This is a genomic window from Shewanella sp. SM32 (assembly GCF_025654235.1).
GTDB classification, from domain to species: domain Bacteria; phylum Pseudomonadota; class Gammaproteobacteria; order Enterobacterales; family Shewanellaceae; genus Shewanella; species Shewanella oncorhynchi.
Genome location: NZ_JAKKRO010000048.1, coordinates 11935 through 38845, shown reverse-complemented (window position 1 = coordinate 38845; position 26911 = coordinate 11935). Strand labels below are relative to the sequence as shown.

The window sequence follows — 26911 nt, the reverse complement described above, 5'->3', positions numbered from 1 at the left end:
TAATGCCGATCAGTTAAGACAGATCGCTTGACGATCTCGCTGAAAAGATCAAAATCCGATGACCTCATGTCATCGGATTTTTTATGCAACTCTCAGAAGCACTCGCCCGTACTCATATTACCCGCCTAACCGAATTCACCTGCTTAGCAGATGTGTTAGAACCTGAGTTAATTCAATCTTGTCTAGACTCTCAGGGCGTTGCGACGTTAAGACGGCGTAAATTGCCGATGGACGCGATGATTTGGGCCGTTATCGGAATGGCTTTGTTCCGAGGGGAGTCTGTTCGGTCACTCATCAACAAACTCGATATTGTTTTGCCGCAAGAGATTGATTATGTTGCACGCAGCGCCGTGACTCAGGCTCGTAAACGATTGGGCAGTGAGGTTATTAGAGAAGTATTTAGTCGCAGCGCCAATACCTGGCACGCGAGAGCTGAACATCCTCATTGGTGCGGCCTTAACTTGTATGGTGTTGACGGTGTAGTGTGGCGGACACCCGATAGTGTCCAAAATCAAGCCGCCTTTGCGCGTACCGCAAACGCTTCAGGCGAAGCGGCTTATCCGCAAATTCGCATGGTTTGCTTGATGGAATTAAGCAGCCATTTGTTGGTCAACAGCGCCTTTGATTCGGTTGCTGAAAATGAAATGAACTTAGCGTCCCAGCTCATTCCTAGCATTCCCAATCACAGCCTAACCCTATTTGACCGAGGATTTTACTCGCTCGGCCTGTTACACGCTTGGCAGCAAGCGCAACCTGATAGCCACTGGTTGTTGCCATTGAAGAAAGGCACTCAATATGAGGTGGTGCGAACGCTAGGAAAGCATGACCAGTGGGTGAAACTCACCACTACACCTCAAGCCAGAAAGAAATGGCCGCAGCTCCCTGAAACTCTTGAAGCGCGTTTATTGACTAAGACAGTGAAAGGTAAGTCAGTCGCCATTTTGACCTCGTTGACTGACCCGATGCGTTACCCCAGCGATCGGTCCACCCCAATCAACTGAGTTTTCGGGATGCGGCGAGTTATATCATCTTCAAGTTGACACAACTGCCATCACAAACACCGGGGAATGTCCCGAGAGACGTATTGGATATAGAACGAAATGCACGGCAATTTAAGCTGGATGGTAAACGGGAAAGGGCATATCCACGAGTTCTTAAAATGAGCAAAAACAAGTTTCCGGTTAGACCAAAGAAAAATGCCGTTCACTCTTAAGTGAACGGCATTAGGGGCATGCCTGGTTTTATTTTCTCAGTGTTTACGAGAAGTAAATCGCCTTCACTTACTTTGCCATAACTGTAGTGGTCCCATAAGGACCACTTGAATCACCCCAAAGACCTAAAAGCTTTGCCATATCTTTTTGAGTTTTACCAACCAATTTGTTGATTAACCAAACAGCTTGCCACGCTCACGCTTCGCCGAGTACCATTTTGCTGGTAAGGTATGCGCACTTACCCCATCCTCGCAAGCCGGTGCCACGATATCCTGCATCGGCCCAAGTTTTGTTAAGGGAATACACAGTCACCATGGCAATCAAAAAAACCGAACTCTATTCATCCCTGTGGGCCAGCTGCGACGAGCTGCGTGGCGGTATGGATGCCTCCCAATACAAAGATTACGTACTGACCATGCTATTTATGAAGTACGTGTCCGACAAAGCCCAAAATGACCCAACCGCCATGATTGACGTGCCCGTCGGGGCCGATTTCAAAAACATGGTCGCACTCAAGGGCAAGCCCGATATCGGCGAAGGCATTAACAAAATCATTGCCAAACTGGCCGAAGAAAATGATTTAAAAAGTGTTATCGACATTGCCGACTTTAACGACGAAGACAAGCTTGGCAAAGGCAAGGAAATGGTCGATCGCTTAACCAAGCTGGTGGGTATTTTTGAAGGTTTAGATTTATCCGGCAACCGCGCCGATGGCGATGATTTATTAGGCGATGCCTACGAATACCTGATGCGCCACTTCGCGACTGAATCAGGTAAATCCAAGGGCCAGTTTTATACCCCGTCGGAAGTCTCAAAAATTCTCGCCAAAGTGATAGGCATTCCAGCCGATGCAATGCCCAGCACCTCAGTGTACGACCCAACCTGTGGTTCAGGCTCTTTGCTGCTTAAAGCCAATGACGAAGCGCCCCGCGGCTTGTCGATTTTTGGTCAGGAAATGGATAACGCCACCAGCGCCTTGGCCCGCATGAACATGATTTTGCATGACAACGTCACCGCCAAAATCGCCAAAGGCAACACGCTGGCTGCACCTGAATGGAAAGACACCAACGGCGAGCTGAAAACCTTCGACTTTGCCGTTGCTAACCCGCCGTTTTCTAATAAAAACTGGACCAGCGGCATTAACGCCGAGCACGATGAATTTAAACGCTTTGCCTGGGGCGTGCCGCCAGAAAAAAACGGCGACTACGCCTTTTTGCTGCACATCATCAAAAGCTTAAAAAGCACTGGCAAAGGCGCAGTCATTCTGCCGCACGGTGTGTTGTTCCGCGGTAATGCCGAAGCGCGCATCCGCGAAAACCTGCTAAAACAAGGCTATATCAAAGGCATTATTGGTCTGCCGGCCAACCTGTTTTACGGCACCGGCATTCCCGCCTGTATTATCGTCATTGATAAAGCATCGGCCGCAAGCCGGATGCTCAAAGATCCGCTCGACCTTAGTAAAACCGCAGGAGGCATCTTTATGGTCGATGCCAGCAAAGGCTTTGCCAAAGACGGCAATAAAAACCGCCTGCGCGCGCAAGACATTCATAAAATCGTTGATGTCTTTACCAAACAGCTGGAACTTAAAGGCTACAGTCGTTTAGTCTCGCTCAAAGAAATTGCCGGCAACGACTACAACCTAAATATCCCGCGTTACATCGACAGCAGCGAAGGCGAAGACTTACACGATTTATCCGCCCATTTAGCCGGTGGTATCCCAGAGCGTGACGTCGCCGCCTTAGGCGATTTCTGGCAAGTATTACCCAGCCTGCGCGATAGCTTATTTACCCCGGCACGCCCAGGTTATTTGCACGCCAAAGTCGCTGCGCGCGATGTGAAGCCAACTATCCTGCAACACACCGAGTTCCAGCAATTTGCCCAACGCGCCAACGCGCCATTTCAGGCATGGTTTGCGCAAATGCAGTTAGACAGTATCGACGGCAGCGAAACACCCAAAGCACTGATCCACCGCATTAGCGAGGCCTTGCTGGAAGCCTATGACCAAGTGCCGCTGTTAAGCAAATACGACGTTTACCAACTGCTGATGGATTATTGGCAAGACATCATGCAAGACGATGTCTATGTGCTGGTGCAAGACGGCTGGGACGCGGGCAAAGTCCTGCGTGAACTTATGGTTGCCAAAGGCGAGAAACTGAAAGAAGTGCCAGATTTAGTCATCGGCAAAGCCAAATACAAAGCCGAACTCATTCCACCCGCCTTATTGGTGAAACGCTTTTTTGCCGCGCAGCAAGCTGATCTCGAACGCTTGCAAGGCGAGCTCGATAACATCAGCCAGGAGCTGGAAAGTTATATTGAAGAGCACAGCACCGAGGACGGCCTGCTGGCCGATGCACTCAACGACAAAGATAAAGTCACTGCAGCATCGGTGAAAGCACGACTAAAATTCGCATCTGACCCAGATGAGCGCAAAGCGCTGCAGCAAGTCCAGCGTCTGTTTGATAGCGAAGGCAGCAGCAAAAAGGCTGTCAAAGAGCAGCAAGACAAGCTCGATCTCTTGGTGTTTAAACGCTACGCCACGCTTACCATCCGCGACGTGAAAACCCTATTGGTGCAAGACAAATGGCAAGCCACCTTACAAGCCAGCATTCAGGCTGAAATTGAACGTATGGGCCAACAACTGGCCAGCCGCGTGAAAGATTTGGAAGAGCGTTATGCCGAGCCATTACCGCAGATCAGCAAGTCAGTGGATGTATTAAGTGCCAAAGTGGCTGAGCATTTGAAGGCTATGGGTTTGGAGTGGTTGGTATGAGTATCAACGTATCTAAAAACCAACATGAAGTAAGTGGTTTGGAGTTTCAGATAAACTCTCTACCTCGACTAGACGAATGGAAGAATTATTCTTTGTCTGAGATTACGGACCCTAATCGGCCAATCTCATACGGTATTGTTCAAACAGGTCCAAACATCATAAATGGAATACCCTGCCTCAGAGTCGTTGATATTGTTGGGGGAGTAATCAAGACTGACAATTTAATCAGAACTTCAGCTTCAATAAGCGAATCGTACAGAAGAACTGTGTTGAAAAGCGGTGACTTGGTTATACCATTGCGAGGCAAAGTAGGCGAGATTGGGTATATAGACAACGATCTTGCCGGCGCCAATTTAACACGTGGAGTTGCACTTATATCGGTAAGACCAGATTTTTCATCGAAATATGTTAAGCACTTTTTGTCGAGTAAAGCATGTGCCGACAGATTTTTAGCCTCGATGAATGGTTCTGCCTTACAAGAAATAACAATTAGTACTCTTCGGCAGTTTAAGGTTTCTTTACCTTCACTGCCCGAACAAACCGCCATAGCCAATGCCTTATCGGATGTGGATGCGTTGATTCAGGAACTGGAAAAACTGATTGCGAAAAAGCAGGCGATTAAAACGGCGACCATGCAACAACTGCTCACCGGCCGCACCCGCCTGCCCGCCTTTGCTTATGAAAAGAGCGCCCACCACCCCGACGGCCGCAAAAAAGGCTACAAACCCAGCGAACTCGGCGAAATCCCAGAGGATTGGGAAGTGAAAACAATTTTTGAATTAGGGCGAGTGTCTACTGGGGGAACCCCCTCGACCAGTTCAGCAGAGTACTGGAATGGTGATGTTCCATGGATAACTCCAACAGATATATCTCATTCGAAGAATATCTATTCAAGTGAGAGAAAAATATCTCAAAAAGGTCTTCAATCCATCAGACCTCTTCCTGCCAATACTGTGTTGGTAACTTGCATAGCGAGTATCGGCAAGAACGCTATCTTGCGTAGGGATGGAGCTTGCAATCAGCAGATAAACGCTGTGATTCCATATGATCATATAGATGTCGACTTCCTATTTTATGCTATTGAATTATCAAGCGACAGACTAAAGGCGTCGGCCGGTATTACTGCGACACTAATTGTTTCTAAAGCACTTTTTGAAGAATTTCAGCTAGTAATTCCGGCGAATCTAGAAGAGCAAGAAGCTATATCTGTAATCCTAAATGAGATGGATGAAGATATTCAGTCCTTAGAAAAGCGCCTCAACAAAACCCGCCAAATCAAACGAGGTATGATGCAAGAGCTGTTAACCGGCAAAACTCGTTTAGTAAAACCAGCAGGCGCAGCCTAATGACTGCGCCGCAAGCTTGGTATATTGGCTGGGATGTCGGCGCCTGGAACTGCGAGAAAAACGCCAACAGCCGCGATGCGCTGGTGGTGTTAAATCCGCAAGGCGAGCTGGTCGGTAAACCTTGGCGTGGCAACTTGCGCGATTCGATTGCCGCAGCAGCCAGTTATACCGACTGGCTGTTCACGGTGGCCAAGCTGTGCCAGTTTGAAGACGCAACCAAAGCAGCATTTACTGTGCAGAACGTGGTGATGGCCATCGATACGCCATTGGGCTTCTCCAATGGTTTGTTGCAGTTATTACAAGGCGAAGCTGTTACCACGCCTTTTACTGCATCATGCGATAACCCGTATTTATACCGCCATACCGAGCGCGAGTTATTCGCCCACGGCTTTAGCCCGCTGTCGGCAGTTAAAGACATGATCGGCAGCCAAGCCACCAAAGGCCTGCATTTACTGCGCAAATTCGGCTTTACGCCAAACCCAAACGGTATCTGGCAACTGAGCTAAAACAAAATTGCCAACACAACGCATTGGAAAGCTACCCGACAGTGCTTAAGATCTCAGATTTGGTGCAGCAATATATCGATAATCTTGCTGAGCAAACCGATTTTAATCACTGGCACACCGACTGCCGCGATGACGCCTACTGCGCCGTTGAGGCCTTATTCCAACACCAGCGACCACAGCTGATGGCCACCCCAACCGAAGACGTCACCACCGAAGGCTGGATCTACGTGCCGAAAGAGTGTTTAACAAGTATTCGCAAGCGCTAAGTGCTAGATTTTAATTATCTAAATCTCTATATTGGGGAATTCAACGCTTGGCATTTGCCCTTTTAAAAGCATTCATCGTTGCCCCGATGACCACAAGGACCGTGTTGTATGTCAGAAACGCCTGCTATTGATTCAAATCTGTGTCTAAAAAGTGTGTATGAGCTTCTGAACGAAGACTTTTTTATCCCAGCTTATCAGCGTGGGTATCGTTGGGGTGAAACCCAAGTCAAAGCGCTATTAAGTGACATATTGGAATTTGCGAAAGCACCGCAAAAGGAACCATCAGCATTTTATTGCTTGCAGCCTATTGTCGTTGTTCGCGGAAAAGACAACTGGCATGTGGTTGACGGTCAGCAACGCTTGACTACGCTCTATCTCATTTTGCGTTATTTAGAACAAGTTCATCTCAAAGATACCCTTGAAAATTGCTACAGCAAATCATTGTTTTCATTGGCGTATGAAACACGCCCTAATTGCGCTGATTTTTTAAAGCAGATCCATGAAGACGGTTTCGAAGATAACATTGACTACTTCCACATGCACCAAGCCTATCAAACCATTCGTCATTGGTTCAGAGATGAGGGTCGCAATAGACACGATGAAGCTCATGTGCTTAGAGTTTTACTAGAGACTTCTGAAAATCTGCATGCAGTCAAAGTCATTTGGTATGACTTAACTGGAGAAAGTGCTGGCCAAGGCTACGCCATTGATGTATTCGCTCGCATTAATATCGGCAAAATCCCATTGACCAATGCAGAACTGATTAAGGCGCTATTTTTGAAACAATCGCACTTTAAATCTGAAGAAGCCAAGTTAAAGCAGCTGCAGATTGCCTCGGAGTGGGACGCAATTGAAAAACGCCTTCAGGAGCCGCCTTTCTGGTATTTCATCAACGATTCCAGTAAACCTTATCCGACGCGCATCGAATATATTTTCGATTTAATGAAAGGCAATAAACAGGGCAACGATGCTTTTTATACCTTTACTCAGTTCCAGGACGACCTCTATGAGAATGGAAAGTCCATTGATGAGTTATGGAAAGAAGTTAAAGATTACTTTTTGAGCTTTGAGGATTGGTACCAAGACCGCGAGCTGTACCATTTGATAGGCTTCTTGGTTCAAAGCAATCTAAGTGTTGCACGCCTAAAAGAATTCTCGGCTGAACAGAGGATGACTAAAACCGAATTAAAAGGCTTCTTAAGAGCTTTAATTACAAAAGATCTGCCGGAGGATATCGAAAACTTAAATTATGAGGATCACCGCATGGAGATCCGGCAACTCTTGCTGCTGTTCAATATTCAAACGCTTCTATCAACCAAAAATGCGGATGTTCGCTTCCCATTTGACCGATTCAAGCATGAGCAGTGGGATATTGAGCATATACGCTCCAGAGGTGAGCATGCCCCAAAAGGAAAAGAGCGGACCAAGTGGCTTGATGAGTTAGCGCATTTTTTACGAAACGACCCAAGTGCCCTCACATTCTTCCTTCCCCAAGGAGAACTTTCCAAGAGCGCGCAACACCAACAGGCTGCAATTGAGGCTGCAATTGAGGCTGCAGATAAGCAAATCAGTCAACTGTTGAGTGAGGTCGAGAGTTTCCAAAACGACGATTTTCTCGGACACAGCTTTGATGATTTTTTTGAATCAGTAAACGAAAAACTCCACCAGCAACCGGTAGATTGGATTGATGATCTTGGCAATTTGGCATTGCTTGATTCCAGCACCAATCGCAGTTACAAAAACGCACTTTTCCCAATCAAGCGCGCTCGGATTATTGACAGCGACAGTCGTGGGGTATTTGTGCCTATTTGCACCAAGAATGCATTTTTAAAATATTACAGTAAAGCCTATACGGAACAGGCTCACTGGAATGAGGCTGATGCAAACGACTATGTGAATGCACTAAAGCAAATGTTGGCCGATTACTTACCAGAGCAAGGAGCAAGCAATGACTGAACCATTGGACCTCGAGCATGATGGGCAGCGCTTGAGTTTTTTCCAGCTGTTTCGCGACTCTGATTTGAAGATTGAAATTCCCATCATTCAGCGAGATTACGCTCAGGGCCGTCAAAAAGAGGCCGTTGTTCGGGACACCTTCTTACAAGCCCTGTTTGGCTACCTGGAGTCTAACCGGCCTTTTAATGACCTTGATTTTGTCTATGGCAGCATCACGGAATCATCAAAATTTATTCCTCTCGATGGGCAGCAACGACTTACCACCTTGTTTTTATTGCACTGGTATTTGGCGGTAAGTGCGGGTGAGCGGGAGTCCTTCAATGTTATCCTGAGTCATAATCAGCAAGCTCGGTTCACCTATGAAACCAGAAGCAGCTCGCGTGAATTTTGTGATGCGCTGGTTACATCTTCTTTTGATTACAGTCAGATAGCTGATTGCGGATCCGCAGATGCCGTTTCTGCAATTATCAAAGACCAACATTGGTTTTTTACGTCTTGGTGCCTGGATCCAACTATCCAGTCGATGTTAACAATGCTGGATGCTATCCACCTGAAATTCAGTGGGCATCCTGAGTTTTACCTGAGGTTGACACACGACGAATCGCCGGTAATCACCTTCAGATTTCTCAACCTGGAAAAGTTTTTACTGACTGATGATCTTTACATAAAAATGAATGCACGGGGCAAACCCTTAACTACCTTTGAAAACTTCAAAGCCAAGTTAGAGAAAAAAATTCAATCGTTTCAAGGTGATTGGCCGACACACTACAGCTTGCCCCGTAAGCCTTTGCCCGTTTCAGGGTATGACTACTTTATTTACAAAATTGATAACGAATGGGCCGATGTATTTTGGCCATTTCGCAATACCGATTCGGATGACAATACGTTCGATGACGAGCTGATGAATTTCATTGGGTTATTTATTGCGCAGCATCAACTGCTGCAAAGTGGGACTAGTGTCTACGAGGCCCAACAAACTTTCTTTGACGGCGCTGAAGTAAAGGTGTTGAGTTTACAAGAGTATGAAAATGCCAACGCCCTATCACAGGGGCAGCTTATCAAGTTGATAGAGCATCTTGATTTGCTCAGCGCTGATCGAACGCAGGAAGGTATCACCCAATACTTGGTAAATGCTGATTATTATCGGGAAATTGAGACCTTTAAAAAAGTTCTCGCCAATTCGACAAGCTACCCCGAAAAACTTCGTTTTTTCGCATTCTACAGTGCCATCGCCAATGGCAAACGTGACCAAGAATTGGTTGAATGGATGCGAGTTGTGTTCAATCTGACTGAGCACAAGATATTCAATACTTTCTCGGACTATCATGCCTCACTCGTCAGTTTGAATGAGTTGGCGAGCCATAGAGCTCCAATTCTCGATTTACTGCGCAATGATATTGATATTAAGGCGTTTCCTGAATATCAGGTATTTGAAGAAAAGTTAAAAGCACATCTGCTGCTGAAATCGAATGAATGGCGGACCAGGATTTTACAGATTGAGCATCACCCGTACCTAAAGGGGCAGATTGGATTTGTGCTTAAATTCTCCGGCGTTGTGGACTACTTCATAGCCAATCAGGATGTGGAATGGTCCGACAACGAAGAAGTTTTGTCGCAATTTACACATTATGCCAAAGCGGCAGAGTCCATCTTTGATCTGCTGATAGATGGTTCTGAAAACATGAACTATGCATGGGAGCGAGCCGTTCTCTGTAAAGGCACTTATTTCATCAATACGGGCGGTAATAAATACAATGTGCTGAGTTCTTTACGTGGTAAAAACGCCCGAAGGGATTTTTCTTGGTCAAGATTGCTACGCTTGTCTCTTGCATCAGACGATGAATGGAACCAAAAGCAAACCTATGTTCAACAAGTGTTTGATGACCCGCTATTTAGCACAGGAAATGTGCTCGAAAGCTTGGAGGCCATCTGCTCCGCGAGCGTATCGACGCAGGACTTTAATCAGCAGAATTGGCAGCATTTGCTGATTACCACGCCATCGCTCTTTCATATCACGGAACAAGGCTTTGTGATGTTGGAAGAGGATACAGTGATCCTGATGCACCAGTCGCAAAGAAACCACTATCAAAGTGAAATTAAAACTGCATTCCTTTATAGAGAGTTGGCGGAAGAGTCGTTTGATTTTACACCTTTTAGTTTACTTCCCTATGATTCCCAGCGAGGAATGGATAGCCGTCCAGGATTGAAGTTTGCGAGCTTCCAGAAAGGAGAGGTTTATTATCTATATGTGAGTTATTCTAATTCATCGTTTAGATTGACTATTTCCAAGAATTCTGGAGATGAAGAAGCTATCTCTGATGAAATTAAAATTGCCCTTTATGAGTTTGGCTTCTTAGAAGATGAGTTTTTCGGTGATTTGTTAAATCAACTTGAGTTTGAGTGTTCTGATATGTCTTCTGCGAAGGCGATGGTTTATCAAGTCTGTAATTGTTTCAAAGGACTGACAAATGACTGACGTAGGCCAAAAAGAAAAACTCACCCAAAAGCGGGTTATCAGGCTGTTCACCCAAGAGCTTGGCTACCGCTATTTAGGCGATTGGAAAGATCGTGCCAATAACCGCAATTTCGAAGAGACGATTCTGAGCAAATGGTTGAGCGATCGCGATGTTTCGGCGGCGCTAATTGCCCGCGCACTGCGTCAACTGGATAAAGCCGCAAGCTTGGGTGAAGGTAAGCACCTGTATTACGCCAATAAGGAGGTTTACCAACTGCTGCGTTACGGCGTGAAGGACAAAGAAAGTGCCGGTGAGCAAAACCAAACCATTTGGTTGATTGACTGGCAAAACCCTGAGGCGAATGATTTTGCCATTGCCGAAGAAGTGACAGTTAAAGGCGAAAACAAAAAGCGCCCTGATTTGGTGCTGTATGTGAATGGTATCGCATTGGGTGTAATTGAGCTTAAGCGTTCCAGCGTATCGGTATTTGAGGGTATTGCGCAAAACCTCGATAACCAGAAAAAAGACTTTATCCGTAATTTCTTTACCACTATGCAGTTAGTGATGGCCGGCAACGATACCCAGGGCCTGCGCTATGGCACCATCGAAACCTCAGCCAAACATTACCTAGAGTGGAAAGAAGACTGTGTTAACCCTTATGAATACATTCTGGATTTCCACATCAGCCGAATTTGCCAAAAGAAGCGATTTTTAGAACTTATCCACGATTTTATGGTGTTTGATGCGGGCCGTAAAAAGACCTGCCGGCACAATCAGTATTTTGGTATTAGCGAAGCCAAGAAATTTATTGCACGCCGCGAAGGCGGCATTATTTGGCACACCCAAGGCTCCGGCAAAAGCTTGACCATGGTGTGGCTGGCGAAGTGGATCCGTGAAAATGTGCGTGATTCGCGCGTGCTGGTGGTCACCGACCGTACCGAACTCGACGAACAAATTGAAAAGGTGTTCTCCGGCGTTGATGAGCAGATTTACCGCAGTAAAAGCGGTGCTGATTTGGTGGTTAAGCTCAACAAACCAAACCCGTGGCTGGTGTGTTCGCTGGTGCATAAATTTGGTCGTCATAGCGAGGACGATGACGAATCAACTGTTAACGCCGACGATTTTATCAGTGAGATGAAGAAAAGCCTGCCAACTGACTTCTCGCCTAAAGGTGACATATTTGTGTTTGTCGATGAGTGTCACCGCACACAGTCGGGTCTGCTTCATGAAGCCATGAAGAGCATTCTGCCGAATGCGCTATTTATCGGTTTTACCGGCACACCATTGATGAAGCAGGACAAGAAAAAGTCTGTTGAAGTCTTTGGCACTTATATTCACACCTACAAGTTTAACGAAGCAGTATCGGATGGGGTGGTGCTCGATTTACGCTACGAAGCGCGTGATATTGACCAGCGGGTGAAGTCGCAGAAAAAAGTTGATGAATGGTTTGAAGCCAAAACCAAAGATTTATCGCGTTTGGGTAAGCTGCAAATCAAGCAAAAATGGGGCTCGATGCAAAAGCTGCTCTCCAGTCGGGCACGGCTAGAACAGATTGTCGGCGATATCCTGATGGACTTTGATACCAAACCACGCTTAAAAGAAGGTGCAGGTAACGCCATGCTGGTGTGTGCCAGCGTCTATCAGGCGTGCAAAGTGTATGAAATGTTTGCCGACGCAGGGTTTCTGGGTAAATGTGCGATAGTGACCAGCTATCAGCCCAATGCCGCTGAAATTAAGGGCGAAGAAACTGGTGCCGGCGCGACAGAGAAACTTAGTAAGTACAAGATTTACCGCAAAATGCTGGCCGAGTTTTTTGAGCAATCGGAAGATGAAGCAGCCAAGCGAGTGGAAGAATTCGAGCAAACCGTGAAAAAGCGCTTTATCGAAGAGCCTGGCCAAATGCGGCTACTGATCGTAGTGGACAAACTGCTGACCGGCTTTGATGCGCCTTCTGCAACCTACTTGTATATCGATAAAAAGATGGCTGACCATAACTTGTTCCAGGCGATTTGCCGGGTCAACCGCTTGGATGGTGATGATAAAGATTATGGCTACATTATCGATTACAAAGACTTGTTTAAATGCCTGGAAAAAACAGTCAACGACTACACCAGTGAAGCCTTTGAAGGCTATGACAAAGAAGACGTCGCGGGACTGTTGAAAGACCGGCTGAAGATGGCCAAAGATGATTTGGACAATGCGCTTGAGGCCGTGAAAACCTTATGCGAACCTGTGAAAGCACCCCAGCATCAAATTGATTACCAGCATTATTTCTGCTGTCAGCCGGGGGCGCTTGAAGACGAGCTCAGTGAAAAAGAGGCGCTGCGTCTAACGCTTTACCAAAGCGTGTCGAAACTGATCCGCTGTTTCACCAATATTGCCAGTGAGATGCAGCAAGCCGGCTACAGCAAAGGCGAAGCCGAGGTGATCCGCCAAGAGGTGGAGCACTACAGCAAAGTGCGCGATGAAATCAAAATCGCCAGCGGTGACGTGGTGGACATGAAACAGTTTGAGCCGGCGATGCGCCAAATGCTTGATTTGTATATTGACGCCGACCCAAGCGAAACCTTGATGGATTTTGAAGAGCTGGGTCTGATTGAGCTGATTGTACAAAAAGGCACTGAGGCCTTGGATGGCTTGCCAAAGGATATGAAAAAGAATCCTGAGGCTATGGCGGAAGCCATCGAAAACAACGTGCGTAAAACCATAGTCGATGAGAACCCGGTTAACCCTAAGTATTACGAGCAGATGTCGGTACTACTGGATGAACTCATCCAGCAGCGGCGTCAGCAAGCGATCTCATACCAGGAATATTTGGAAAAAGTACGAGAACTGGCGAAGAAGGTAAAATACCCAGCCAGTAACAATTCAAAAGCGTACCCAGAAACTATGGATACCATGGCCAAACGGGCGCTGTTCGATAACTTTGGTAATGACGAAGTGCTGGTAACAAAAATCGACTCGGCCGTACGTTACACTAAAAAAGCAGATTGGTTGGGTGACCGATTCAAAGAGAAGGAAATCGCTCGGGCTGTACAACAAGAAACTGCTGACTACAAGGTGGATGTTAAGGCAGTAATGGACTTAGTTAAGGCTCAAAAAGAGTACCATTAATGGCAGACGTTACCATTGGCAATATCACACTAGATTTGCAGCGCAAACCGATTAAAAACCTGCATATCTCGGTGCTGCCACCGGAGGGTAAGGTGCGGGTATCGGCACCGCTACAACTCAGTGATACCGCCATTCGTATGGCAGTGGTGAAACGCCTTGCTTGGATCCGCGAGCAACAAGCCGACTTTGCCGCACAGCCTCGCCAATCCGAACGCGAAATGTGCAGTGGCGAAACTCACTATCTGTGGGGCCGCGGCTACAGACTCGATGTCAATGTGTCATCCAGCCCAAGTGTTAAACTCAAAGGCGGTCGCATTGCTATTACCAGTAAAACCGAGATTACGACCGAGAAGCGTCAGCTTATTCTGCAGGACTGGTATCGACAGATATTACGCAAACGCCTAGAGCCCTTGATGCAGCAATGGCAAGAACGAATTGGCGTAACACCATCGTTTGTCGGCATTAAACGGATGAAAACTAAGTGGGGTAGCTGTAATCCAAGCACTGGCAGGATTTGGCTTAATCTCGAACTCGTGAAAAAGCCTCCAGAATGCCTTGAGTTCATCATTGTGCATGAACTCATTCACTTACTTGAACGCCACCATAACGAACGCTTCAAAGCCCTGATGCAGCAACACTTGCCCAAATGGCCCGAGTATCGCCGAACACTTAACCGCACGCCCTTAGCATTTGATAAGTGGGGGTATTAGCTCGCAATATGTCCACTCACAATATTTTCATTGGCTTATGAGAAGCCCCCCTGAAGGTAAAGTTGTGTTTGGTATAAACTAAATATTCCGGTGGCGGACGGAAATCGATCTTTGTACCCTAGCAGTAATGATTTTGGACGTGTTTTGCCGCCAAGCCGAAAGCACTGCCTCATTTTTCTCATGACGGAACTCCCAGACCTCGACCTCCTTGCCGTCGGCAGTTTTCAGTCGTTCGCCGGTGTCGACGAGCCATTTAGTGTGTTCCGAAGTCCAAGGCATTCGTGAATCATCTCGCTTCGAAATTTCCGCTGATGCTGCGCCAGATAGCGACTTGACAAAATCCGTTGAAAATATAAACGGCCCAGGTCAGTTCTGCCCATACTCCATATTCAACAACTGTGTTAGCGAGTAGTTTCGCCAATCTACTGAAATTCCTTTCCGTTTGAGGCGATTCGCCGCACCGATCCTAGATTCCGCGTCAAGCATATCCGTTAAAGAGCTTGTTCTCCAATCCACCTTATAGCCGAGCCGGGCAAGGCGGTTCGCCGTGCCGATCCTGGATTCTGCGTCAAGCATGTCCGTCAGAGAGCTTGTTCGCCAATCCACCTTATAACCGAGCCGGGCGAGGCGGTTCGCCGTACCGATCCTAGATTCTGCATCGAGCATGTCCGTTAAAGAGTTGGTTCGCCAATCCACATCATAACCAAGCCTGCGAAGACGCTGTGAAGCATCGTACTTAGACTGTTCCTCGTAGGAGAGGTTTTTTGGTTTAGCTGTAGCAGTAGCCGGAGGGGTGCTGGAACGCGGCTGCAAACTTGTCTGGCTCTGCGGCTCAGACTGATAGGCTGGCTGTTTATAAGCGGCCTTTGCTCTCCGTAGTGTGCTCAGCAAATCTTCATCAATCCAACCATCCTGGGTGATACCTGCATCACGCTGAAAGGCCTTTACCGCGTCGGCTGTCCGGCGGCCATAGTCACCATCCACTGGACCGGGGGCATAGCCGAGATCGGTCAGAAGCTGTTGTGCCTCTCTGGTGTATTGGGCATTGGGCTTCTTGGGAGCGGTGCTGCTCGATACGCCTGGCGAAACCGATGGATAGGAGGGTTGATAGGAACGTCCCAGCTGTTTGGCCTCGCGAATGGCTTCCGAGACAATCTGGGTTCTGTAGGCTTCCACATCACGTTCAGCTCGAGACTGGGAACCCTCGCGATAACGGTAGCTCCCGCAGCGACTGTTGTAATCATTGACGATTTGGTTGAACTCATCGATGCCCGTATTGTTATCAATGATGTCGCGCATCGCTTCAATACGAATGCCTTCGCGGATACACCAGCGAATTTCCGGTACGGACAATACGTTATTGGAGCCGACCGAAGGCTTTGTATATTGCAGCCCGGCACTTTGGGTGTTGCTTTGCGTTTGAGTAACCGGAGCCGGTGTGCTCTTCGAGGAACCGTAGCTCTGTGACGACGATGGCTGAGTATATGAAGGCTTTTTGTTGCTCTGCTCTACATTATTAATCAGCCAGATCACAAAGATGACACTGATAATGCCAAGAATCCATTTGCCGCCAGAGCCGCCCTCGTTATTGCCAGTGTTTACTTTTTCGACAGGCGGAGGAGAGCTTGTAGATTTTTGCTCGGGTTCGGAAGTCGAAGTGTCACGCTGGGGCTGGGGTGATTGCTTAGGCGTTGATGGCTTAGCCTCCGTTTTTGGCTCCGGCTTTATGGGCTCATTGATGTCACTGACCTCGGACGCCAAGTCAGAGAGCCCTGAAAAGCCTTTTTTGTTCTTGTCGTTATAACCAGCCATGGACACCGACCCCTTCCGTTTCGCACATAAATCTCATGCCGAGCTCCCTCATATGAACGTCAGCCCCCAAGCGCCCAGACCGCCAATACCAATGCACAAGAGAATCACCGGGGCGCATCCGGAGTTTTTCTTTTTGGCGGGCAGTCCCGTTTCCGGATGCCCATGCGCCTGCGCCAGGTCGCCTATCATCTTTGGCTGGCCGCTTACTCCCAACTGCCGACCCAGGATTTCGAAAAACCTCCGCTTGACCGACTGTGGGCTTGTGTCGCCTTCATAATCACCAAGGTTCAATCGTGTCTCGCCGGTAAAGAGACCAATCATCAGCGGTCCCATTTTGCTGCCACCCTCTGCTTGAAGGAGCTCGCCAGCTTCGCAGCCGAGAATTTTGGCCAGTATTCCCATATCGGCTTGCTCGAGGGCAACAGTCATAATCGGTCGGTGCGATGGTCCATGAGGATTTCTGTCGATACGGTAAAAAAACTGACATGGCGTAGTGATAGATCATCCCTCGGTACTCGGCCTTCTTCCCCTGCATTTCCATGGCGAGGTCAAGAACGGTCTTCGGCTTCTTCTGAAAAGTCAGGAAGACATCCCCCCAGACCGAGGTCTCGCCAGAATCTATGCTCGACCATGGAGCCGGAAGAGTCGGCCATTTGGTCAGCTCCAGCAAGGCGAACACCGGCATTTGTGGTGCTGATGGCAGTGGACTGGTTTGACGAGGCTGAGACTGTGGGAGAGTCCCGGTATCCGATGTCAGATCACTGAGACCTGAGAATCCGCGTTTGTTGTCTTTATCCATACTGTTGCTCTCGTTCATTGCATGCTAATAAACATCCAGGCAATCAGGCCCAGAGATATTGCAATGTGCCACTTATCAAATGTCCGTAGCGGAGCCTTTCCGAGAAAACGGTATCCGTTACCAGTTGGTATTACCCGATATCTGCTTATCGGAAAAATGGGTATTGCAAAAAATACGAAATAATGGGTAGAAAGGTACGTTCCTGATGCAGGGTCATGGTCAGTTGAACCATACATCGTTGTGCCAATCCCGTTTATTGTATGGAGACTCGGAGCTGATGTGATGGGTATGAGGTCCCCATAAAGCCTATCGTTATCTCTAACAGTGCTGAGGTTCTTCTGGATTATTGATTTTACCTCTTGGCTACTGGCGTACTTGAATGCCTCTTCAAGGAATGCAATGCACGGCTTCCACTTTTCCGTTTTGTTGCCGTAAACAACTGCGCAATGCATCAGGGTCAGTGCAATCTCATCTTTGCCTTGCGAGAGAATTTCGGCACCGGGTTTTGATGCTGACAACTTCGCTATAAGCTGGGGCACAGTATTCATAACTTTCTGCGCCTCCCTATCAGCAGAGGTTGGTTGCTTTTCAGAGCTCTCCAGCGCTGCTTTACAAAGATCAGAAATCGGGTCGAGTAACCGGCTTAGCTTTCTTTGCTCCGCTATCTCGCCAAGTGCATCTGCGTCCTCAGCGGTGCGTTCGGCAACCTCACCAACCTCCGCGAATACTTCCTGCAGCATGTTCGTGAGTTGCTGCGAGAAATCGAGCTTGCCGTGCTCGTTGAACATATGGATCGCCAGGCCACGAACCAGACCGGCAACGCGGTGACTGGCATCGTGATCGAGCCCTCGACTTTTTGTGCTGACCTGTATCGGCTGAGCAACTGTGTCCCAGTTTTTAACAACTTGGATTAGCTGATTCACCATGGGGGCCAATGTGGAATCGGGCCGTTCTGCATCGACGGCTGCCCACAGTTTCTCGACAAGAGCTCTTATGTTCCCTTCTTCCTTGTCAAGAAATCCCTGTGCCTCCACCTCATACGAATCAATGAGATCGGCTATCAGAATGGGGCCGTGCACCTCCCCATCGTCAGTCGCGGATTCAACGGCAATTGTAACTGCTTTTACGAGCTCTTTTGGAGAAAGATTGTCGAGGGCAGACTTGATGATCTGGCGATAATGTCTCCTCCGTTCCTGAATTTCAGATTCAACGGCTGAAAGGTCCACAACTTCAGGGAAACCAGAGACTACCCGCTCCTCGTTGATTATTACGCTTAGCTCATCGGGGCCTAAATCTTCAAACGCCCAAGCGATATCTAGAATCCACTCTGCAACGTCATCAGCGTTGTTCTCAGGCAAACGAGAGAGTCCTGATGCAAGCAGGTTCGCCCGCGCAATTGAAGACAGATTATCGACGCCTAGTAGATCTGTTGGCGAAGACTCGATAAGTGACAAGAGCTCTCCTGCACGTTTAGGTCCAATACCCGGTAGCCAAGCAATTTCAGCCGATAGCCTTTTTCGAGGATTAGTTAAATCCGAACGAGCCTCCATACATTGATTTGAATCTAGCAATAAACTACGTTCGTCTGCCAATTCCATGATTCGTCGACGATTGTCTCGAGGACTGGCATTTAAAATATGAAAAGGGTTTTGTAAAAGGTCCATGCTCCCCTCCAGTTATTTGTCATCCCAGACGAACCCAATTCGCCTGCTACTTTTTTCTTGATTTTTAGGTAAGCTATTCAGTGCAGTTAAGATGCTCTCTTGATCTAGTTCTGATTTTCCAGTCTTGGCAGCAATCCTAGCTGCCTCACGTATGACAAAGGCGGAATCTGAAAGCGCTTTACCCGTGAGCTCATCAAGGATCTCGTCCACTTTAAGATCAGCGGCTTTCGGCAGTTTGCTCAAGAGCGAATCTATTAACGACGCAACTTCTTCTCTCGACGGCATACCCACTTCGATGATGTGGTCAAATCGTCCCCGACGGAGAATAGCTGGATCGATCATCTCGATCAGGTTTGTCATTGCTATGATCAGAACATTTTTTTTAATAGCCTCAGGAATTCTCCGAAGAAATTCAGCTACCTCTTCAACGTGATGCAATCCAGATGAGCTTCCTGATCGCCTATCCGACAGAAATGACTCCATTTCGTCGATTACTATAATGGAGGGGGCAGCATCAATTGCTTTATCAAATACTTCGGAAATCTTCTTGCTGGTTTCATGAATGTAAGGACTGCCAACACTGTTAGAGTCAATTGAGTAACTAGGCCAATCTATAAATTCAACGAGTCGTTCTACAGCAAATGTCTTTCCACAGCCGGGTGGCCCATGCAGAATAACGGCGGATGGAAACTCGATACCCAATTGTCTGTATTTTTCAGCATTAAAAATAATATCGATGATATGTTCGTTGAAGAACTCCTCAAGCTGTGGTCGCCCTGGAAGTTTGAAAAATTTGACCTCTGCCCGTACCTCGGGCGCTTTCGGCTGTTCAGATTCGACTGCCTCCTTGGCAAAAGCGAGCTTCGCGTCGCTCTTGGTTTGAGAGGCGGGCTTGCGCTTGGCCAGTAGGCCCGCATCAGCAGGTACGCTAAATCCTGCCGCCTTTACAATCTCCGCAAGATCACCAGCGGGCATCCAGCCGGTCAGGTTGGTCAAGCGCCGGAAGGATTCTGTGGCGATGACGACCCCGCCGGTGATCCAGGTTCCCAAGACAACTTCATCATCGACGTCAGGTGTCAGCGTCCAGACCGGGAGCAGTTTGGAGTACTGTTCCACATAAACGGCATCATGGAAGGAGGCATCATCCGACAATTTCCGAGACTCTTTAAGGGCGAAGGCAAAGGCCAGTGCATCGACCTTGTTTTCCGGGGATTTCCCATTTTCGACCGCCGCCAGAGTGTATTTTTTATGGCTGCTCAGGCTCTGGAATGATTCATTCCCTAACGCGACGTCCCCGAACAGGGATCTGTCGAGAAAACCGAACTCATCCCACTTCCGTGCCAGTTCCGGACGTGTGAGCAGGATATTGTTCGAGCCGTTGGTATCGAAAATCTGCCACTCGTCTCCTGCATAGAGGAGCGACCGGATTTTCGAACCGTCCGATAACTCAAACCCTTTAGGCAACCATAAATCCTTCGCCATAAATCATCCCCTGATAATGTTGGCCACATCGAACATCTCATTGTCAGGGCTTCCACCTATCTGGATCATCGAAAGTTCGGCTACAACGGCGCGGAGTTTTTCAATGTCATCGGATCGCATAAGCAGCATTCCTTGCTGGGTAAGTTCATCGAAACGATGCTTGTCTGCAAATAAATGTGGGGAGCTAACCAAATGTTTGAAACGCTCAACCACGAACCAATCCTGTCGCCATAGGATTTCGAAATTTTTATTTCTAAGTTCATCAAGGTGGTGTTCAAAATCGTTGTCGTTTCGATCGATTGAGCGCTGAGCAGTTTTCACTAAGTTATCGAAAGCCGAAGTTTCGGATGGTCGAGCATGTTCACGGATTAATTGTTCGAAAAAAGACACCACTGAGTTGAGGTCTATTTGTCGAATTTCTTTAAGGTGCTCTCTTCTTACTTGGGCTAGCAGTTTTCGTGCTTCGAACACTTTCTCCATGGCCTCTTGAGACTCTTCACTTTCTGCTTCTTCTGGATCGAGTTCTGTTGCAGATTCAAGCTTCTGTCTTGCTTGTTCAAGTTTGGGGTTATCCACTACCTTATTGATTTCATCAATACGATTTAGTGTTCTTTCCCCTTCTTCAACAACCATGACGGCAGCAGTTGTGTAGTCAATCTGTCCTTCCTGTCGAGAATAGAAGTTTCTGCCGGAATGAAAAGTACCGCCTATGCAGGGCACTGAAACTTCAATAACTATGTTTCCAGAGTCCAAAATCTCAAATTCACATTCAAGATCGGCTCCAGCGGGGATTACTCCATCATCAAAATCAGAGCCTGAAATTTTTAACACACCGATAGGGCGGTTGTCGGTGATGGGATCTTCAATCTCACCTTCCCAAAGTTTCAGGTTAAGTGATCCAGATGCACCTGACTTTAAAGATTCAGCTGCTTTGAATATCTTTTTCCCCTTCCTAGGGAGTGAATCACCAAAACGAATCAGATAGTCGAGCACAGGGCGACCACCGAGTTTCTCCAAGACTTCAATACCAACAGAATGAGAGGCAGGAATTGCATCCACGGTTGCTGCAGTTCTAGTAATGACAATTTTGTCCTGTTCCAATGTAAGTGGGCCACCAACAGCATCAAATACAAATACCTTGAAGGTATTTTCGCCGGACTTTGACAGAGTCACGTCAAGAGTAGTTCCATGCTTAAGTGGCATACGACCCGATGTCCAACCAGTATCTTCACTATCAATTTGAAATTCTGAACCTGAGGCTGCTTGCCCGGCAAGCTGCACTGCTATCTTCGCTTTAACATCCGGAGTACGAGCAATGTAATTGAAAGATAGATCAATTCCTCCACCGGAGGAGATTTGACCTCGGGTGTTTTTGCGTGATCGGTTCTGGGAACCCCAGTCTATAGATTCAGCGAAGAGACTTGCTCCCTCAGCCACAGCTGTCATCGGATTCACATCAGTGTTTCCCGGTATTCCAAGCTCATAAGAAACCTTATCTCTCAAAGGTTTATAATTGGTTGGACCACCCACGAAAACAATTCTCTCAAGGTCATGAGGAGATAGTCCAGCTTTATTTAAGGCCTCGCGAGCTGAGCTAATCGATTCGGCTACACGCTCTGCAATCAAATTATCGTAAGTTTCACGTTTCAGTTGGATGTCGAGATAGATTTCATCTCCGTTAAGATCTCTAACTCGTGTTTCAGTTTCTGAAAGACTAATAACAACTTCCTCGCGTGCTGAAAGTTCAATTTTTGCTCGCTCGGTAGCCCAGGTAGCCAGTCTGATGAGTGATTTAAAGCTTGGGTTTACAGAAAAGTCATCTGGGAGATCAAACTTTTCAAGTAACCAAGGACGAACCACATTATCGACTAATACTCTATCGAAGTCCCGACCACCGCACATGGCTATACCACCATGGGCAAGAAGATTTACCCTTCCACCAATACTTTCTGCAATAGCAATATCGAGCGTGCCGCCACCCAAATCATAAATTAGAAACATACCATCTGTATTGCGGGCACGCATGACGCTCATAACTGCAGCGACTGGCTCCTGCATAAGTGCAACATTACCAAGGCCGGCCATACTAGCAGCCTGCATTGTTGCGTCTTTCTGCATCTGGTTAAATGCTGCTGGAACAGTTATTACAGTCCCCGTATCCGGGTCATTTCTAATTTCTTCTGGCAAGTACCCGAACAATACTTTTAGTACTTCAGCGGAGCATTCCTCTGGCGTCTTGGTTAGATTTACTGCCGATAGCTGAATTGGTGTACTTGTACCCATTACACGCTTGAATAACATCGCCGAGTTGTCTGGACTATGCGGCGCAGAGTCGTAAGCTCGCTTTCCAACATATTTATTGCCACGACGGTCAATGTAAATAGCAGATGGTGTCACATCATTTTGTTCAGGACTTTTCCAAATGCGAGTTTCGGAGCCGTCATAGGAACAAATTGCGCTGTTAGTTGTCCCCAAATCAATGCCAACATAATTTTTCATAGATCCATCTTCCTCAAAGTGACTGTTCCTGTCTTAACCAAACCCTCTTTACCCATAATGATTGGTTCAAGCATCAGATCAACCATCAAGGTATCCTTCGAATCAAATTCTTCGATATTCAGTGGGGTCGCTGCCATACCAGGATCGAAAGGGTGACCCTCTACATTGACTATTCTCAATTCCGCCAACTCCAAAGCTTCATCAACTTTTTTAATGAACCACCGAAACTGGCTTTTGTATCGGTTTTGTTCACCAGCATCGATTTTCAATAACATGCGCTCAAATACTCTGGCAAAGCGCCAAGATTCTAAAGCCATGGTGATCACAGCCTCTCGCATTGCCTCAGGTGGTATTGCGTTTTGCTCAGAGTTAGCCATTTTATTCTCCTAATTTGTTCATATTAACTTCCATTTTCTAGGCATAATGCTCAGGAGATGTTGAAATATTCTTCAGCAGTACATAAGTATCATCATGCTGGCGCTGTGAAATTACTGATTTCCCGCCTTTTATAGCGATGTTGGTAACTACTAATCATATAGATTTAAGCCGCCTTGTGTACGATCCCAGCATCGATCTTCAAAGGGCATTGCTACAATCCAAAATTACCGCTGTTGCCTCAGCAAATGAATCGCAGGCAAACTTATGGGCATTAATATCCCCAACAAGGTTATTCAATCATACTGCGTATGCGATTTTGATGAGTAAAAAGTAACATATATGGTTAAGCTGACGATGAGCTTAACCAATGGTTCTTGGCATTCACCTCGCTTGTCACAGCCTTCAACTAGGTTTTCATTGAGTAGATATATCATTAAAAAACACGGTGTTCTATAAAATTATACCTACATGTGAACCAACTCAAAATGATAAGACGGGTATACTACAATGCTACGTTTGAACGCTAGATTGCCAAGCCACCTCAAACGGGTCGCACGTATTTGACTTGCAATGGCATAGTCGATTATTTTATTAGTCAACTGTTCAAAGTATGTTTGCACTGATCATCTTTAATGCCGTATCCAGAGCACCCCCAAAATTTACCAAAACGGCCTTCACGTTGCTTCATCGGACGCCCACACTGCTCACAAATTCTAAAACTGTTCAGACAAGCAGTATTATTGCACACACTTGCGCTACGACCATCAACGGAGGGGGCGCCACACTTTATGCAAACCCTTGCTTTACCTACCTTACAGCCTAATCCGGTACTGCAGCCATAGAAGTCACTATATTGCCCCTTTAATAAACGTAGGTAACCATCTACACAGTTGGGACATTTGAAGATCTTGCGGTATTGCTCCTGAAACGCTTTGGAGAAAATATTGATGTCATATTTTGGGGCCAGCAGTTCTGTGATAAATTCTGAAGGCGCTGTCGGATCGGCAATTATGTAGGATTTCTTCTTTGCCCGTGTTATGCCTACGTAAAATAGGCGGCGTTCTTCTGAATGTTTAAACGAATCCAACATGGGGAGAAGCGCCTCGACAATCGCTTCATCTCGGTTTTCATTCGGAAAGCCACTTCTCCCCTGAAAAAAACCAATCAAAATGCAATAGTCCGCCTCTAACCCTTTTGATTTGTGAAAACTCCAAAAGTGAACCCCATCCAGCAATTTGCTGGCTTTAAGTACGGCTCTTGCATCATTGAGCAAATAGTTATAGCGCGCAATAACCGCAATACTACCTACTGAGTCGTTTTCGCGGATCTTCAGTACAACCTCTTCAACACGCTCATAAACACCGTCTTTCTTACCCACTTTATCATCCAGCAAATACACCTGCGAACTATCGACTTGAGTATGTGTTTCGATATATTTTTTGTACTGCTCAGGATTTTCCATGATGAATTGACCTGCTGTATTCGCAATACTGTTGTTATAGCGAAATGTTTTCTGGAGCTTGGTTTCGGTATAGCTACCGACTTTCTTACCAAATCGTGTTGTCAGTTCTAGTTTGCCACCAGAGAAGCGATATATAGACTGCCAGTCATCACCCACTACTGTTAAGGTCGGGCAAGGCCCCTTATCAATGAGCGCCTCAATGAACTCCATACGAGCGGCTGAAATATCCTGAAACTCATCTACAAGGATGTAGGTCCACTCTGGAGTGTATTTTGCTTCGTTCACCACGTCGGTGGCTCGGATAATCATGTCATCAAAATCAATCGCATTTTGGCTCTTAAGTTCTTCGGTATATCCCCGATGAAGAGATCCCAGAATATCGGCAATTTTTTTTGGTTGAGCGATACCTGATTGCTTTAAACGATCGTGAATCGCCTCATCAGAGAGACGTTCAACCCGGATAGCTTGCAATGCCTTTACTAACAGATCACTCCAAGTTGCGACCAGCCCTTCATCTTCCAGTTTCTTGAAGATCTCTTTGAGGTCTATCGGTGTTAGTGTAATACCTTCATCCGCAAGTTTTCGCCCCAAGCCGGACTCTAGGGTTCCTTCTAACCATTCATAGTGGAAGGTCTCAATTAGACGGGTCTCACATTCAGCATGGAGGAGCCGCTTCTTTTTCATGGACTCGTTGTAAGCAAGGTAGTCTATGTCAGGTCGGGTTTTACCTTCCCGGTCTATGCCAAAGTGTTCAATGTATACATGGGTATCGCAAACATGAAAGTCAGGTCGATAGTCGAACCCTATTTCAATCCGCCGCTTACTCACATATGGTGGTTCATACCGATAGTTGATGCCGTTCATCACCAAAAAGTTGGCGATCTGTAGTTCTTGGTAACCTTTAACCTTCTCTCCATTAAGGGTGCGGAATTCATTGTCCCGAACATAACGCTCATAATTATCGTTAGATTTGAAATCAAAGGGATTTACAGGTTCTGGGAACAAGCTGATAAAACTCAGCATACGAGTGTTGTCAGACAACAAATACCGTGTCAGCCAATCAGTCACCCACTGTTTTAACTTGATATTATCTTCGGTGAACACACTCATGTAGGTAGGGACGCCACATTCACGAAGCAATTTACGACCGAGAGCGTGAAAGGTTGAAATATGCGGCGAGGACTGCAGTTCAATACCGCCCTTTTTTGCTTTTTCTTCGAGCCGTTGTTTAAGCTCCTCGGCAGCGGTTTTGTTATACGCTAGAACTAAGATTTCAGACGGCTTAGCTAACCCACGATCGATAAGGTCGAGTGCCTTGGCAACCATTACCGAGGTTTTTCCTGTACCCGCAGCTGCCAGCACCATGTTTTTATCATTGGAACGCAACACGCCAAGGCGTTGCTCATGAGTCAAAGGATTGGATTCAACACGGTCAAAAAAGCTGCTTCGCTTCTTGAGTTGATGAGATTCATGGTATTCGCGAATAGCCTCTGGCTGAACAGGATGAAAACGTACGATCTCTTTCACCTGCGTAATGAAATCTGGCGCCAAATGAGCATCCCAAAGTGCCTGCTGTTGACTATAGTTTCCCGCCAGTTGAGCACATAATGCTGTTATTTGGTCAAGCCAAGAATCACGCGGATAACGATTAACAACAAAAGAGTTAAAATCTTGGAAAACTTGAGAAAGATAGCCACAGATAAAGTCAGCAATCTTCCCATTGAGTAACGCTACAAAAACTTCTGCGTGATGCTTAGAAAGAAAGCGATATTGTTCAATCTTAGAGCCGACGGAAATCGTTAACACGCCACCAAGTAGCCCTGGCACGTAGACTGCGAACTGTTTGCAATCTTTAAACGAGCATGAAGACACTTGTTCGTTCTGAGCAATAATAACTAGGGAATCATCGATTAAAGCAAGGGCTTTACGGCGCAAAAAATATTTTCCAATCAGGTTAAATTGCAGGCAGTTATTTGCGCTAGACATGAGTACGAACTCTTGAAAGAGCGATCAGAAAAAACATATTGGTAGAATTACTTTGTGTGTTAGTAACTACAAACTGTATAAACTTTTTAAGTAAAGTGCACTTTAATCTATATTAACATGCAGAAATTGCGTGCTTACGCTCATATTTGAGCTGTTTTCGAAGCACAACCAGCGAGATAGTGTCGATAGGATCGTCTATTTTAGGATTTATTAAAGGCATTTCTGTCACCGCATAATTCCACTACGCTATCCTTTCCAGTATTCACTCTTACACTTTACTTTCTACCCATGCAGCAGCTTGACTATCAAGTGCCTTGGATGGAGAAGTTGCATTGTGCATATGCTGTCACGCAGTTGGTTGGTGGTATCCCTTGGGGTATCTTCAAAGCCTTTGCAGGTTTTCTTGGCAGGTGATTTGGTCATGTAAATATGTTCTCTTCGTCTTTTGAAACATAACTGGAGTTAAACGCTTTGAGGACGAAGGACTAAGGGGT

The 26911-nt window shown here is 46.7% G+C and carries 15 protein-coding genes and 1 pseudogene; 9 read left to right on the top strand and 7 right to left on the bottom strand.

Translation table 11 applies throughout. The annotated features are described in order from the left end of the window. Positions 1-83: 83 nt before the first annotated feature. The 9 genes and pseudogenes from L5M10_RS17295 to L5M10_RS17255 all read left to right on the top strand — a co-directional run bounded on the left by L5M10_RS17295 (position 84) and on the right by L5M10_RS17255 (position 14335). Positions 84-1213: pseudogene (locus tag L5M10_RS17295) on the top strand (IS4 family transposase). A 311-nt stretch (positions 1214-1524) separates the two neighbouring features. Beyond that, on the top strand, positions 1525-3981 hold the full coding sequence (locus L5M10_RS17290; RefSeq protein ID WP_263198629.1) for a type I restriction-modification system subunit M: 2457 nt from the start codon (positions 1525-1527) through the stop codon (positions 3979-3981). Beyond that, the gene (locus L5M10_RS17285; protein ID WP_263198628.1) at positions 3978-5327 is read left to right on the top strand and encodes a restriction endonuclease subunit S; all 1350 of its coding nucleotides are present in this window, start codon (positions 3978-3980) and stop codon (positions 5325-5327) included. The genes L5M10_RS17290 and L5M10_RS17285 overlap by 4 nt, the downstream gene beginning before the upstream one ends. After that, the gene (locus tag L5M10_RS17280) at positions 5327-5833 is read left to right on the top strand and encodes a hypothetical protein (RefSeq protein WP_263198627.1); all 507 of its coding nucleotides are present in this window, start codon (positions 5327-5329) and stop codon (positions 5831-5833) included. Before L5M10_RS17285 ends, L5M10_RS17280 begins: the two co-directional genes overlap by 1 nt. 41 nt (positions 5834-5874) lie before the next feature. Then, a complete protein-coding gene (locus tag L5M10_RS17275; RefSeq protein ID WP_263198626.1) occupies positions 5875-6099 on the top strand; it encodes a hypothetical protein in 225 nt (74 codons plus the stop codon). Between the two features lie 108 nt (positions 6100-6207). Next, positions 6208-8055: a DUF262 domain-containing HNH endonuclease family protein gene (locus L5M10_RS17270; protein WP_263198625.1), complete on the top strand. Its 1848-nt coding sequence runs from the start codon at positions 6208-6210 to the stop codon at positions 8053-8055. After that, positions 8048-10531 carry a DUF262 domain-containing protein gene (locus L5M10_RS17265; protein WP_263255662.1) on the top strand — a complete coding sequence of 828 codons (2484 nt, stop codon included), beginning with the start codon at positions 8048-8050 and terminating at the stop codon, positions 10529-10531. The genes L5M10_RS17270 and L5M10_RS17265 overlap by 8 nt, the downstream gene beginning before the upstream one ends. Continuing rightward, entirely contained in the window at positions 10524-13625 is a 3102-nt protein-coding gene (locus L5M10_RS17260; RefSeq protein WP_263255661.1) for a type I restriction endonuclease subunit R, read from the top strand. Before L5M10_RS17265 ends, L5M10_RS17260 begins: the two co-directional genes overlap by 8 nt. After that, positions 13625-14335, top strand: coding sequence for a M48 family metallopeptidase (locus tag L5M10_RS17255; RefSeq protein WP_263198189.1), 711 nt, complete (start codon positions 13625-13627; stop codon positions 14333-14335). Before L5M10_RS17260 ends, L5M10_RS17255 begins: the two co-directional genes overlap by 1 nt. 366 nt (positions 14336-14701) lie before the next feature. On the opposite strand, the gene L5M10_RS17250 is transcribed toward L5M10_RS17255, so the two are convergent. The 7 genes from L5M10_RS17250 to L5M10_RS17220 form a co-directional block, all read right to left on the bottom strand. Next, positions 14702-16147, bottom strand: a complete 1446-nt coding sequence (locus tag L5M10_RS17250; protein WP_249555208.1) for a peptidoglycan-binding domain-containing protein — start codon at positions 16145-16147, stop codon at positions 14702-14704. 48 nt (positions 16148-16195) lie between these two features. After that, the gene (locus L5M10_RS17245; protein ID WP_249555209.1) at positions 16196-16576 is read right to left on the bottom strand and encodes a hypothetical protein; all 381 of its coding nucleotides are present in this window, start codon (positions 16574-16576) and stop codon (positions 16196-16198) included. A 384-nt stretch (positions 16577-16960) separates the two neighbouring features. Next, complete coding sequence (locus L5M10_RS17240; protein ID WP_249555213.1) at positions 16961-18610, bottom strand: hypothetical protein; 1650 nt, start codon at positions 18608-18610, stop codon at positions 16961-16963. Positions 18611-18622: 12 nt separating this feature from the next. Next, positions 18623-20092: an ATP-binding protein gene (locus L5M10_RS17235; protein WP_263198192.1), complete on the bottom strand. Its 1470-nt coding sequence runs from the start codon at positions 20090-20092 to the stop codon at positions 18623-18625. Between the two features lie 3 nt (positions 20093-20095). Then, a complete protein-coding gene (locus tag L5M10_RS17230) occupies positions 20096-22591 on the bottom strand; it encodes an Hsp70 family protein (RefSeq protein ID WP_263198194.1) in 2496 nt (831 codons plus the stop codon). After that, positions 22588-22968 carry a hypothetical protein gene (locus tag L5M10_RS17225; protein WP_249555219.1) on the bottom strand — a complete coding sequence of 127 codons (381 nt, stop codon included), beginning with the start codon at positions 22966-22968 and terminating at the stop codon, positions 22588-22590. The genes L5M10_RS17230 and L5M10_RS17225 overlap by 4 nt, the downstream gene beginning before the upstream one ends. 596 nt (positions 22969-23564) lie before the next feature. Further along, positions 23565-26417: a UvrD-helicase domain-containing protein gene (locus L5M10_RS17220; protein ID WP_249555221.1), complete on the bottom strand. Its 2853-nt coding sequence runs from the start codon at positions 26415-26417 to the stop codon at positions 23565-23567. Between the last annotated feature and the right edge of the window lie 494 nt (positions 26418-26911).